This window comes from Maribrevibacterium harenarium, assembly GCF_006385675.1.
Lineage (GTDB): Bacteria > Pseudomonadota > Gammaproteobacteria > Pseudomonadales > Marinomonadaceae > Marinomonas > Marinomonas harenarium.
This window is the reverse complement of record NZ_VFRR01000002.1, coordinates 38982-52028: the sequence shown is the minus strand read 5'-3', so window position 1 is coordinate 52028 and position 13047 is coordinate 38982. Positions and strand designations below refer to the sequence as shown.

The 13047-nt window shown below is 46.8% G+C and carries 11 protein-coding genes; 8 read left to right on the top strand and 3 right to left on the bottom strand.

Features of this window, described 5'->3' with window-relative positions:
• The 3 genes from recF to dnaA form a co-directional block, all read right to left on the bottom strand.
• Complete coding sequence (gene recF / locus FJM67_RS01470) at positions 1-1080, bottom strand: DNA replication/repair protein RecF (RefSeq protein WP_140586909.1); 1080 nt, start codon at positions 1078-1080, stop codon at positions 1-3.
• Between the two features lie 63 nt (positions 1081-1143).
• Positions 1144-2241 carry a DNA polymerase III subunit beta gene (gene dnaN / locus FJM67_RS01465; protein WP_140586908.1) on the bottom strand — a complete coding sequence of 366 codons (1098 nt, stop codon included), beginning with the start codon at positions 2239-2241 and terminating at the stop codon, positions 1144-1146.
• Positions 2242-2275: 34 nt separating this feature from the next.
• Positions 2276-3820 carry a chromosomal replication initiator protein DnaA gene (dnaA, locus tag FJM67_RS01460; protein WP_407943541.1) on the bottom strand — a complete coding sequence of 515 codons (1545 nt, stop codon included), beginning with the start codon at positions 3818-3820 and terminating at the stop codon, positions 2276-2278.
• A gap of 504 nt (positions 3821-4324) precedes the next feature.
• Between dnaA and rpmH the strand changes: the two genes are divergently transcribed.
• From rpmH to FJM67_RS01420, 8 genes are all read left to right on the top strand, one after another.
• Entirely contained in the window at positions 4325-4459 is a 135-nt protein-coding gene (gene rpmH / locus FJM67_RS01455) for a 50S ribosomal protein L34 (protein WP_072242069.1), read from the top strand.
• Between the two features lie 8 nt (positions 4460-4467).
• Entirely contained in the window at positions 4468-4863 is a 396-nt protein-coding gene (rnpA, locus tag FJM67_RS01450; protein ID WP_140586907.1) for a ribonuclease P protein component, read from the top strand.
• A gap of 91 nt (positions 4864-4954) precedes the next feature.
• Complete coding sequence (gene yidC, locus FJM67_RS01445) at positions 4955-6613, top strand: membrane protein insertase YidC (RefSeq protein ID WP_140586906.1); 1659 nt, start codon at positions 4955-4957, stop codon at positions 6611-6613.
• Between the two features lie 104 nt (positions 6614-6717).
• Positions 6718-8097 carry a tRNA uridine-5-carboxymethylaminomethyl(34) synthesis GTPase MnmE gene (mnmE, locus tag FJM67_RS01440; protein ID WP_140586905.1) on the top strand — a complete coding sequence of 460 codons (1380 nt, stop codon included), beginning with the start codon at positions 6718-6720 and terminating at the stop codon, positions 8095-8097.
• Positions 8098-8691: 594 nt separating this feature from the next.
• A complete protein-coding gene (mnmG, locus tag FJM67_RS01435; protein WP_140586904.1) occupies positions 8692-10581 on the top strand; it encodes a tRNA uridine-5-carboxymethylaminomethyl(34) synthesis enzyme MnmG in 1890 nt (629 codons plus the stop codon).
• A 39-nt stretch (positions 10582-10620) separates the two neighbouring features.
• A complete protein-coding gene (gene rsmG, locus FJM67_RS01430) occupies positions 10621-11247 on the top strand; it encodes a 16S rRNA (guanine(527)-N(7))-methyltransferase RsmG (RefSeq protein WP_140586903.1) in 627 nt (208 codons plus the stop codon).
• Positions 11248-12015 carry a ParA family protein gene (locus FJM67_RS01425; RefSeq protein WP_140586902.1) on the top strand — a complete coding sequence of 256 codons (768 nt, stop codon included), beginning with the start codon at positions 11248-11250 and terminating at the stop codon, positions 12013-12015.
• A 28-nt stretch (positions 12016-12043) separates the two neighbouring features.
• Positions 12044-12928 (top strand): ParB/RepB/Spo0J family partition protein, encoded by an 885-nt coding sequence (locus FJM67_RS01420; RefSeq protein ID WP_140586901.1) that lies wholly within the window; start codon positions 12044-12046, stop codon positions 12926-12928.
• Positions 12929-13047: the final 119 nt, after the last annotated feature.

The following is a 13047-nucleotide window of genomic DNA, read 5'->3' as shown; positions in this document are numbered from 1 at the left end:
TCAGGCAAGCTCGCCTTCCACCATGGTGAAATGACGAACTTCAGTCGTGTCGGGCCAGATACTATCCATGCCTTCTGTACCCACACTGGTAATAAATATCTGGCTACCTAAAGAGGCCAACATGTGGCATAACCGTTCCCGGTGATGTTGATCCAGTTCTGCTGGCAAATCATCCACCAAAAACACCAATTGGCGTCCCCGTTCGATCAGTAATTGGCCTTGGGCAATTTTTAACGCCGACACCACCAATTTCTGCTGTCCGCGTGACAGGCTATCCAACGCATCCCCTAAGGGCGTTTTAACCCGTAGATCCGCCCGTTGCGGCCCCATTTTAGTGTGCCCAATCTCGATATCAGACTGGCAACTGTGTGCTAAGGCTTCCGCCAAAGAACGCTGTGCATCCCACCCTTGAAAAAAACCGAGGGAAACCGAAACAGAGGACAACAATTGCGCTAATACATCGTTAAAACGGGGGGTTAGCGCTTCAATATAGCGCCGCCGAGATTGGGTAACTAGCTCCCCTAAGCGGATCAACTCTTGATCAAACGCAGCCAACAAATTAGGGCTTATTCTACCACGTCTAAGCAAGCTATTCCGCTGTTTTAGCACCTTTTGCCAGTCACGCCAGTGAGAAATAAAATGCGGATCAAAATGAAAGGTTCCCCAGTCAATAAACTGGCGGCGTACTTTGGGCGAACCTTCTAACAACCTAAACGCATCAGGGTTAATCAACTGTACTGGCAAATTCTGAGCCAGTTCCACCACCGAAGGAACGTTTTGGCCGCGAATACGCACCTCCAAACGCCCCTCTCGATCTCGCTGCAACCCAATAGGGAATATGTCATTGTCTACATCTTGTAGCTGGGCAAACAGGACACAGGCATCTTGCTCATATTGGATATAGGTTTTGTGCTTATGGCTACGAAAAGAACGCCCATATGACAATAGATAAATCGCCTCTAACAAAGAAGTTTTGCCGCTCCCGTTAGCACCGACAATTAAATTTACCTGAGGTGAGGGCAGGAAGCGTAGCTGATTGATATTGCGCAATTTGGCAATATCGAGGCGATGAATAGGCATAAAAAACCGAGGCGGCGGGGAAAGCGACTACTCTGAGCGGCGCCCAGAGTAGTCACATTGACATTAGAGACGCATTGGCATCACAACATACTGACAAGCATGGCCGTGGCCTTCTTCGAGTAGTGCGGAGCTATTGGCATCATTTAAGGAAATTTTCACTTCCTGGCTATCCAGTACGCCCAGTACATCCAATAGGTAACCAACGTTAAAGCCAACCTCTAAGGTATCACCTTGGTATTGCACCAACACCGACTCTTCCGCTTCTTCTTGCTCAGGGTTATTGGCAAAGACTTTTAACATGCCATTTTTCAGATCTAAACGTACGCCGCGGTACTTCTCGTTAGATAGAATAGATGCCCGCAGGAATACCTGACGCAGTTCAAAACGATCCGCCAAGATCACTTTACCGTTATTACGCGGGATGACTCGGTGATAATCTGGGAATTTTCCGTCAACTAATTTAGAGGTAAAGGTATAGTCAGCTACTTGGGCGCGAATATGGTTACTGCCAATTGTCAGCGTCACTGTCTCCTCGGAGTCCGCCAACAAACGGTTCAGCTCTAATACGCCTTTACGCGGTACTATCACTTGGGTGAGATCACCAGATACCTGGGCATCTTCAATGGCTGTGGCTAAACGGTGCCCATCTGTAGCCACCACCCGCAACTGACCATCGGCTACCTCAAAAAGCATACCATTCAAATAGAAACGCACATCTTGGTTGGCCATAGCAAAGCCGGTACGGTCGATCAATTTACGTACGCTTGCTTGAGGGATAACGACTTCAAGGTCGCCCTGCATATCTTGGATGTTAGGAAACTCTTCTGCCGGTAGGGTGGACAGGCTAAAACGGGAGCGACCAGAACGAATCACAGCTTTTTGACCATCAACAGACAGTTCAATGACCGCACCATCTGGCAGACTTTTGCAGATATCCATCATTTTGCGGGCCGGAACCGTAATACGACCTTCTTCACACTCGTCTAGGGGTAAGCGACCAACAAGTTCTACCTCTAAGTCAGAGCCGGTCAGAGTCAAAGTATTATCTTTTACTTCCAACAGCACATTCGACAACACGGCCATGGTGCCTTTCCGCTCAACAACACCGGCTACCAGTTGTAAAGGTTTTAAAAGAGTCTCTCGGACGACTGAAAATTTCATTATTTTCCTCGTTATGCAAAGTCTGCGACTGCCATCAGGTAGTCAGAATACGTAGCAATTGTTTGTAATCTTCACGGATATCGGAATCCGTATCTTGTAGCTCTTTAATCTTGCGGATTGCATGCAGTGCCGTAGTGTGATCACGTCCACCAAAAGCATCACCAATCTCCGGTAGACTATGGTTGGTGAGCTCTTTTGCCAACGACATGGCAACCTGACGGGGACGAGCTACCGAGCGGCTACGACGCTTGGATAATAAATCCGCGATTTTAATCTTGTAGTATTCAGCAACAACTCGCTGAATATTATCAATGTTGACTAGCTTGTCCTGCAAGGCCAATAAGTCTTTGAGAGACTCGCGCACAAAGTCTGGGGTGATCGCTCGCCCAGTAAAGTGAGAGTTAGCAATGACCCGCTTTAAAGCGCCTTCTAGCTCACGCACATTGGAGCGAATTTTTTGCGCGATAAAAAAGGCAGAATCGTAGGACAGTTTGACGCCGCTTTCTTCCGCTTTACGCATCAAGATGGCAACGCGGGTTTCTAATTCTGGCGGCTCAATAGCAACCGTTAAGCCCCAACCAAAGCGGGACTTCAGACGATCCTCTAAGCCCTGAATCTCTTTCGGATAGCGGTCACAGGTGAGGATCATCTGCTGCTCACCTTCCAATAACGCATTGAAGGTATGAAAGAACTCTTCTTGGGTGCGGTCTTTACCGGCAAAAAACTGAATATCGTCAATCAGTAGTGCATCCACTGAACGGTAGTAACGCTTAAAGTCATTGATGGCGTTCAACTGTAATGCCTTTACCATATCCGCCACAAACCGCTCTGAATGCAAGTAGACCACTTTAGCATTGGGGTTATGGCGCATCAGTTCGGTACCAACGGCCTGCATTAAGTGGGTTTTACCTAAACCAACGCCACCGTAGATAAACAGAGGGTTATAAGCTCCACCCGGATTTTCCGCCACTTGTAACGCCGCGGCATGAGCCAACTGGTTGGATTTACCCTCAACGAAATTATCAAAGGTAAAGGAATTGTTCAGATTCGCTCCATGGTTTATCCCCCCTTCAACATCCACTTTGCGATTCACTGGGGTAAGGGGTAGCTGACCTTGCTCATAGGGTTCCATTTCCGGCCTTGCCAAGTCTTGGTCGGATAGCGTCAGGGGCGCTTCAAATTCAATATCAGACACCATTTCATCACTATCACCCATCAAACTAAAACCTGGGCGATAGGCTGACTGGGGCCGCGGTTCTGATGGTGGGGCTGGAGTAGATGGAACAACCGGAGCAGGTGGCGTACTGACATTGGCAAAGCCTGTCTGGCGCACGTCAAACACGAGATTCGGGGAGGGTTGATCACCTGCAAATTCTGCTAACAACTCTTTAATACGAGCTTGATATTTATTGTTTACCCAATCTTTGACAAAGCGATTAGGAGCAAACAGGCACAAATCCCCGTTTGGCAAAAGCTCTGCCTGTAGGGGGCGAATCCACGTATTGAACTGCGAGGCGGAAAACTCTTCTTGTAAACGCACAAGACATTGTTCCCAGTACTGCAAAGCCACGATAGCCATACTCCTTGAACACTCGAAAGTTAAGGGGTGAGATTCTACCTTGGTAAGGAAAAGTTATCCACAAAATTTCTTTTTTAGTCTCGCGACTCCCATTTTGAGCCGAATGTTAATAACAGCTAAACTTATGCACACCAGTGAAAAAACACTTCCACATGTGCATAAAAGAACAGGTTACCCACATATTAACAAGGGTGTTTAAAATATTTTATACACAAGATAAAAATTACATTTTTTGTTACTTATCAACATATTATAAATTTTAAGGAAGTAACACCTCGCTCTTAATCCATATTTGTGAATTAATTTACACACAAGCAGCCTATAAACCTGTGCATAAAATAGTAATTATTGTGCGTATCATTTTTTCGTTGTGACAGTGGATAAATGATTGAATTTGCAGCACAAAGACAATAGAATTCGCGCCCTGATTTTGATATCAAAACTGAGGCTTGGCGGACGCTAACCCTCCCACTCTAAAAACACTGTTTCAGTGAGAGCATTGCAATGAAAAGAACTTTTCAACCTAGCGTACTAAAACGTAAACGTACTCACGGCTTCCGTGCCCGCATGGCGACTAAAAACGGTCGTAAAGTATTGGCGGCTCGCCGTGCTCGTGGTCGTAAGGTCCTAAGCGCGTAATCCTTCGGATGACTCGCTATTGTTTTCCTCGGCAAGTCAGACTTCTGACTGCCGGGGATTATCAATCCGTTTTTAATACCACTTCCGCTAAAGTATTTGCCGGTGAATTCCTGCTGCTGGCGAAAACCCAGTCGAATCAAGCACGCCTAGGCCTTATTGTTTCTAAAAAGAATGATAAGCGCGCTGTTGGCCGCAACCGCATAAAACGGGTCGTACGCGACTCATTTCGTCTGCATCAAGAGCAATTGCAAGGTTTGGATATCATCTTCTTAGGCCGTGCCGGCATTAAAGAATTAGACAATCCGACGCTACATAAGCGCCTAGAAAAGGCGTGGCAACAATTAGCAAAAAAAGCACAGAACAAGCACCCTAACGAAATTTCCACCGACAAACGGCAGAAATAGGCTGAAAAAACCACCAAAGGCTGGTTTAATAGCGCCTGATCTAAATTTGGCCTACGGGCCCATGTCCAACCAAAGAAGTTAGTTGAATACCATGGATTTCCGACGTTACTTTTTATGGGGAGCGCTCTTTGTCAGTGGCTACCTATTGCTCCAGCAATGGAACCAAGATTACGGTGCGCAAACGCAGGCCGTTGCCACCCCCACAACGAGCTCTACCCCCGACACTCTCCCTGCTACTAGCAGTTCAGATATTCCGAGTGCTAATACCCAAGCGGCAACCAGCAATGACATCCCTAGTGCTACCAATAAAGTTGCACCAGGTCAGCTAATTCGGATCACTACCGATACGTTGGACGTAGCAATTAACCCAATTGGTGGGGATTTAGTACAAGCTTCATTGTTGCAATACAAGAAAACTTTGGAAGCTAACGACCCATTTGTGGTGCTTGATAATGGTGTAGAACGTACCTACGTTACGCAAAGCGGTTTGATTGGACAAAATGGTCCAGATGCCAATGCTGACGGTCGTCCACAGTATCGTACTGAGCAGACTCGCTACACCCTAAATGAGGGAGATGGCGAACTCGCTGTCAATCTGTATTACACCGACAATAATGGCGTACAGTACACCAAGACCTTTACTTTTAAAGAAGGTGATTACGCGATTCGTCAGGACATTACGGTGAATAACCTGTCTGCTAATGCTTGGCGAGGAAATCTATTTGCTCAGATAAAACGGGATAACAGCGAAGACCCTAGCACTGCAACCAGTATGGGCTTGCAACCTTACCTAGGTGGTGCCATTTCTGACGAAGAACGTCAGTACGAGAAAGTGTCCTTCAAAGACATGGCAGAACAGCCAGTCAAAGTAGCAACGACTAAAGGCTGGGTTGCGTTGCTGCAACATTACTTCGTGACCGCTTGGATCCCAACTCAAGGGGAAAAAGTCACTTTACAAGCTCGAACCAATGGCGAATACAACTTGATCGGTTTTACTGGTCAGGAAGTGGAAATTGGTGCTGGGCAACAAGGTACTTTAAGTTCTACCTTCTACGTTGGACCAAAATTACAGGACCAACTTGCTGCAACAGCTGAACACCTTGATCTAACCGTCGATTACGGTTGGTTATGGTGGTTAGCGCAGCCGCTATTCTGGCTACTCACGGCGATTCAATCTGTCGTGGTCAACTGGGGTGTGGCAATTATCCTAATCGTAGTGGTTGTTAAAGCTCTGTTCTTCAAGCTGTCAGCAGCGAGTTATCGTTCTATGGCCAAAATGCGTAAGTTTGGCCCAGAGTTAGCCCGTCTACGTGAGCAATATGGCGACGATCGTCAAGCCATGTCCCAAAAGATGATGGAGTTATACAAGAAAGAGAAGATCAACCCTCTAGGGGGCTGTCTACCCATTCTGGTACAAATGCCGGTGTTCCTGTCCTTGTACTGGGTACTAATGGAATCCGTAGAGTTGCGTCACGCGCCATTTATGCTATGGATTAATGACTTGTCATCCATGGATCCATACTTTGTCCTACCGATTTTAATGGGTCTAAGTATGTTAGGCCAGCAAATGCTAAACCCAACTCCACCAGACCCGATGCAGGCACGCATTATGAAGATTATGCCAGTGGCATTTACCTTCTTCTTCCTGTGGTTCCCAGCAGGTCTCGTATTGTACTGGGTGGTGAACAACACCTTGTCTATCATTCAGCAATACATCATTACCCGTGCTATCGAGAAAGGTAATGGGTAATACTTACCGCTTTTAGGGTTAAGAAAAAGGCTTCCTCGGGAAGCCTTTTTTGTCATTAGCACATACACTATCGCCAATACTGTCTTAATTAAAAGAGTTTCGCCATGACTGAGTTTCAGTTTGCCACCGATCAGGACACCATCGTCGCCCAAGCTACAGCCCCCGGTAGAGGAGGGGTAGGGATCGTACGTGTCTCAGGGCCATTGAGCGCCACCATCGCTACCGCCATTATTGGTTTTCCTCCAACACCAAGACACGCCCATTATGTTCCCTTTAAAGACAGAGCTGGCGAACAATTAGATATGGGGATCGCGTTATATTTCCCCGGCCCTAACTCCTTTACCGGAGAAGATGTGTTTGAATTACAAGGCCATGGTGGGCCGATTATTCTAGACATGTTGATTAGCCAATGTTTAGCCCTAGGAGCTCGCTTGGCACGTCCAGGGGAGTTTTCAGAACGGGCTTTTCTCAACGACAAAATGGACTTAGCTCAAGCGGAGGCGATCGCCGATCTGATTGACTCGTCCTCTGAACAAGCCGCTAAATGTGCGCTACGCTCATTACAAGGAGCATTTTCTAAACGAGTTAATGAGTTGGTTGAAGAGCTGATTCAGCTACGCATTTATGTGGAAGCCGCCATCGATTTTCCAGAAGAAGAAATCGACTTTATTGGTGATGGTAAAGTGGCAACAGATCTAGCAGCTATCCAGAGCCGACTTCAACAGGTGCTACAAGAAGCCAATCAAGGTGCTTTGCTTCGTGAAGGTATGAACGTGGTCATTGCAGGGCGCCCCAATGCGGGTAAATCAAGCTTGCTCAATGCTTTGTCTGGTAAAGATTCAGCCATTGTGACGGCCATTGAAGGCACCACTCGCGATGTGCTACGAGAACACATTCACTTAGATGGAATGCCGCTGCATATCATTGATACGGCAGGACTACGGGATAGCCCAGATGAAGTTGAGCGCATTGGTATTGCCCGTGCGTGGGAAGAAATCCATAAGGCCGATCGTATTTTGTTAATGGTGGACGGACAATCTACGCAATCCACTGACCCCCATACTATTTGGCCGGAATTTGTTAATCAGCTCGGCTCTTTAGAAAATCTTACGCTCATTCGCAATAAAATGGATTTAGTAGGACAAGCAACGGGAATGGATGATACCGCCACTGTTCCGGTTATCTCTATGTCCGCTAAAACCGGTTCTGGCGTCGAGGCGTTACGTCAACACCTTAAGAATATCATGGGCTTTGATAGCACCACAGAGGGTGGCTTTAGTGCCCGTCGTCGTCATCTTGAAGCGTTACGCAAGGCACAAGGATTCCTTGAGTCGGGAGCCGCACAGCTGCATGGCTATGGCGCAGGAGAGCTATTAGCGGAGGATTTGAAAGAAGCTCAGCATGCTTTAAGTGAAATCACCGGCACTTTCAGCAGCGACGACTTACTAGGACGTATTTTCGGCTCATTTTGTATCGGTAAATAGTTATCCACTTAGCAGAGGCTAGCACCAAACGCCTCTGCTCCCCCTTCCCAGTGTAGTTATGCACCAAATTCAATAAAAATCTCTCTTCCTGCACAGATTTCATGATTTATTTTTTGTGAATAATTTTTCTCAAAAAATACTGTTTATAATTCCATAAACTCAATTTTCTCTATAAAAAACAATAATTTAAAATCCTAGAACTCTCTCTTCAAAGCTGTGGATAATACTGGTGATAGTACGACAACAAGTTATGCACAGAAAATAACAACTTGGCGTGTAATCTCCCTCTCTGTATAAGTGGATAAGTTATCAACAAGTTAATATTATCCACAACACAGCATTTAGCCCCCTTATTGAACAGTTTATAAATTACATAACTCTATGAAAAAAATGGATTTTTATTTGTTGTGCACAGAATTCTCTGAGACTAGTAACTAACATAAACATAAAACAAGATATATATTCTTTCTTTTGATTAATATTGATGACCGGGGAAAGTCGCGTGCATCACTTTCATTTTGCAATTTAGCCGATATACTTACCGCCCTTGCCCTGAAATTGTTCGTTTTTTATTCATTTATCCTGAGGTCGTGTGTGGATTTTCCAAATCTGTTTGATGTAATTGTGGTTGGCGGTGGTCATGCAGGTACCGAGGCCGCGTTAGCCGCAGCCCGTATGGGTGTTAAGACATTACTAGTTACTCATAACGTAGAAACACTAGGCCAAATGTCGTGCAACCCAGCTATTGGTGGCATTGGTAAATCCCATCTAGTAAAAGAAATCGATGCATTAGATGGTTTTATGGCTTTAGCCACTGACAAAGCGGGCATCCAATTTCGTACCTTGAACAGCCGTAAAGGGCCTGCTGTAAGAGCGACACGGGCTCAGGCAGATCGGATTTTGTATAAAGCTGCAGTACGTCATCAATTAGAGAATCAAGAAAACCTTTGGTTATTTCAGCAGTCATGTGAAGACTTGATTGTTGAGCAAGGTGCAGCACGGGGCGTAGTAACCCAAAGTGGTATTCGATTTCGCAGCAAAACCGTGGTACTGACTACTGGTACCTTCCTTGGCGGTAAAATTCATATAGGTCTAGAAAACTACAGTGGTGGTCGTGCCGGTGATCCTGCTTCAATTGGTCTAGCCCAGCGACTACGTGAGTTGCCATTTCGGATCGATCGCTTAAAAACAGGAACTCCCCCACGTATTGATGCCCGCAGCGTGGATTTTAGCGCAATGCAACCACAGCCCGGTGATGACATCACGCCTGTCATGTCTTACATGGGGAGTCGTGATATGCACCCAGAGCAAATCAATTGCTATATCACCCATACCAATGAGCAAACCCACGACATTATTCGCGGGGGCATGGACCGTTCGCCTATGTACACTGGGGTGATTGATGGGGTAGGGCCACGCTATTGTCCTTCTATTGAAGACAAGATTGTGCGTTTTGCGGATAAAAACTCCCATCAGATCTTTATTGAACCTGAAGGCCTGACGACCCACGAACTTTATCCTAATGGTATTTCTACCTCTCTGCCGTTCGATGTGCAGCTCAATCTGGTGCGTTCGATGAAAGGCATGGAAAACGCCCATATCACCCGTCCTGGATACGCCATTGAATATGATTATTTCAACCCCCAAGACTTGAAATATTCCCTCGAAACTAAGCATATGGCGGGGCTGTTTTTCGCCGGCCAGATCAATGGCACCACCGGTTATGAAGAAGCGGGGGCTCAAGGTTTGCTGGCAGGCTTGAATGCCGCATTGCAAGCTCAAGATAAAGCGCCTTGGACCCCCCGTCGCGATGAAGCTTACTTAGGGGTGTTGGTCGACGATCTGATTACCATGGGAACCAAAGAGCCCTATCGTATGTTCACCAGTCGTGCCGAATATCGACTGATCTTACGTGAAGATAATGCCGATATGCGTTTGACTGAAAAGGGTCGCGAACTAGGGCTTGTAAGCGATGCTCGTTGGGCTGCGTTTAATGAAAAACGCGAAGCCATAGAGCAAGAAACACAACGCCTGAAATCCAGTTGGATTGTACCAAATACCCCAGAAGCTGAGGCCATTAATCCGAAATTGGAGACGCCCATAACCCATGAGTACAGTTTGCTGGACTTACTGAAACGTCCGGGGGTCGAGTATGCTGACGTGGCGCACTTGAAACATACACCAGAGCAGCCGGTGGCGGAGCAAGTCGCCGAACAGGTTCAAATATCGGTTAAGTACGCTGGATATATTGCGCGACAAGCTGATGAGATAGAGCGTTTGCGTCGTCAGGAAAACACTTTGTTACCTGCTGACTTGGACTATCAGAGCATTGATGGACTATCGAATGAAGTGAAACAAAAACTGTCTCAAGCGCGCCCTGAAACCCTGGCTGCAGCAGCGCGGATTCAAGGGGTAACGCCGGCGGCAGTGTCTTTGTTGTTGGTTCATTTGAAAAAACGTGCCATTGCTCGGAAAAGTGCCTAAAATCGTCACCCCAAAACGTGTCAAGGTTAGGTAACAGTCATGTATTTTGAGCAATTAAAGCGCGGCGCCGCGGCAATGGAACTCAGGTTAAGCGACACCACTATTGAACGCTTGGTTGCTTATTTGGAGTTACTGATCAAGTGGAATAAAGCCTATAACCTTACGGCGATCCGCGAGCCAGAGAAAATGGTTTCGTTACACTTGCTCGACAGTTTAGCGTCGCTGCCCTACATCACAGGGCAGCGTGTGATCGATGTCGGAACTGGCCCTGGGTTACCGGGTATGGTGTTGGCTTTATGTTTGCCTGATAAAGAATTTACCTTGCTGGATAGTAATGGCAAAAAAACCCGCTTTCTCATGCAGGTAAAAATGGCGCTAGATGTTGCCAACGTAACCGTTGCTAATGAGCGTGTTGAGCAGCACCCATTGCAGGGATATTACGATCACGTTACATCACGAGCGTTTGCTTCCCTAGAAGATATGATTCGCTGGTGTCGCCCATTGCCAGCTGAAAAAGGCACTTTCTTGGCAATGAAAGGGGTTTATCCTGACGCAGAGTTGGCCGCATTACCGGATGATATACTGGTACAGCAAGTCGATGCGTTGCAGGTGCCAACGATCGATGCTGAACGTCATATGGTCATATTAGCGCGGAAGGATAAGTAAATGGCGAGAATTATCGCAGTGACCAACCAGAAAGGTGGCGTAGGAAAGACAACGACCTGTGTCAATCTGGCAGCTTCGTTAAGTGCTATGAAGCGACGGGTATTGGTAATTGATCTCGACCCTCAAGGGAACGCCACTACGGGTAGCGGAGTCGACAAGTCGGCATTAACTACCAGCATATATGATGTGCTGGTCGGAACCCATAGCGTACAAGAGGTTTATCAATTTTGTGATCCTGCAGGCTACCATTGTTTGCCTGCCAATGGCGATTTGACGGGAGCCGAAGTTGTCTTATTAGACCTTCCCAGCAAAGAAACACGATTGCGTGCTGCGCTGTACGATGTTGAGCAAGAATTCGATTTTATCTTGCTCGACTGTCCGCCGTCGCTAAATATGTTGACCGTGAATGCGTTAGCTGCAGCTCAAGGGGTGTTAATTCCAGTTCAATGTGAATACTACGCATTAGAGGGTCTCAGCGCCTTGTTACAAACCATAGATACGATTTCCCAAGCCCTCAATCCGGCGTTAGAAATTGAAGGTATCTTACGCACTATGTATGATCCGCGCCCAAGTCTTACCCATGATGTATCGAATCAGTTAACGGAATATTTTGGCGATAAAGTCTTCTCAACAGTGATTCCCCGTAATATTCGGCTAGCCGAATCACCGAGCTATGGTTTGCCAGTACTGCACTACGAGAAGCAATCCCGTGGTGCCGTAGCCTATCTGGCACTAGCCGGAGAGTTCATCCGTAAACGAGCTGCTTGACTGTAATTCACCGACGAGAAATAGAGATATGAATGTAAAAAAACGCGGTTTAGGGCGCGGCTTAGATGCTTTGCTTGCACCTAAAACAACAACGTCTGACAGTGAAAACAGTGATGCTAGCGCTGATATTAGTGGTTTAACCTACTTGCCAGTGGACTGGCTTACTAAGGGGAAATATCAGCCTCGTCGTGATATTAACCCAACCCAGCTAGAAGAATTAGCTAACTCGATTCGCAATCAGGGTATCATGCAGCCCATCGTTGTGCGCCTGATTGCTGAGCAGCGCTATGAAATTATTGCTGGTGAGAGGCGTTGGCGTGCTGCACGGCTGGCTGGGCTTGATAAAGTTCCCGTCATCGTTCGTCATGTGGAAGACAGTGACGCTATCGTGATGGCGCTCATCGAAAATATTCAACGGGAAGACCTTAATCCAGTTGAAGAAGCCAGTGCCTTACAGCGCCTGATCGATGAGTTTTCTCTTACCCAGCAAGAAGTTGCAGAGACGGTTGGTAAATCCCGCTCAGCGGTGGCAAACCTATTGCGCCTGCTGAATTTGACACCGGAAGTACGTCGCTTCTTGGAGCATGGGGATATTGAAATGGGTCATGCTCGGGCCTTACTCCCCCTTGCCAGTCAACAACAGCTTGATGCCGCCAAGACAGTAGTCACCAAATCCTTATCTGTTCGGGAAACGGAGAAACTCGTTAAACAGCTACAGCAACCTCTGACTGAAGAGACGTCTTCAGATAAGCCTGCTAGCGATTTTTCAGCTCAGGCAAAAGCCCTAGAACAGCGTTTTGGTACGGGAGTGAAGATCCAGTCGGGGGCGAAAGGGCGTGGCAAAGTGGTCTTAGAGTTTCGTGATGAAGACCATCTTACACAGCTGTTGGCGCAACTTATTGCTGATGCTTGAGACAAAAGACTGACATAGCGCGGATTTATAGTAGTCATTCGTCGAATATTCGAGGCTGGCTAGGAGTTTGAGTTGAACCGGCTAACTATTACCCATATAATGCGGCGGTTTTTAAAGTT

Bases quoted from the DNA above. Each gene is read 5' to 3' on its own strand.
- recF (WP_140586909.1), bottom strand. From the start codon at position 1,080: ATGCCTATTCATCGCCTCGATATTGCCAAATTGCGCAATATCAATCAG.
- dnaN (WP_140586908.1), bottom strand. From the start codon at position 2,241: ATGAAATTTTCAGTCGTCCGAGAGACTCTTTTAAAACCTTTACAACTG.
- dnaA (WP_407943541.1), bottom strand. From the start codon at position 3,820: ATGGCTATCGTGGCTTTGCAGTACTGGGAACAATGTCTTGTGCGTTTA.
- rpmH (WP_072242069.1), top strand. From the start codon at position 4,325: ATGAAAAGAACTTTTCAACCTAGCGTACTAAAACGTAAACGTACTCAC.
- rnpA (WP_140586907.1), top strand. From the start codon at position 4,468: ATGACTCGCTATTGTTTTCCTCGGCAAGTCAGACTTCTGACTGCCGGG.
- yidC (WP_140586906.1), top strand. From the start codon at position 4,955: ATGGATTTCCGACGTTACTTTTTATGGGGAGCGCTCTTTGTCAGTGGC.
- mnmE (WP_140586905.1), top strand. From the start codon at position 6,718: ATGACTGAGTTTCAGTTTGCCACCGATCAGGACACCATCGTCGCCCAA.
- rsmG (WP_140586903.1), top strand. From the start codon at position 10,621: ATGTATTTTGAGCAATTAAAGCGCGGCGCCGCGGCAATGGAACTCAGG.
- FJM67_RS01425 (WP_140586902.1), top strand. From the start codon at position 11,248: ATGGCGAGAATTATCGCAGTGACCAACCAGAAAGGTGGCGTAGGAAAG.
- FJM67_RS01420 (WP_140586901.1), top strand. From the start codon at position 12,044: ATGAATGTAAAAAAACGCGGTTTAGGGCGCGGCTTAGATGCTTTGCTT.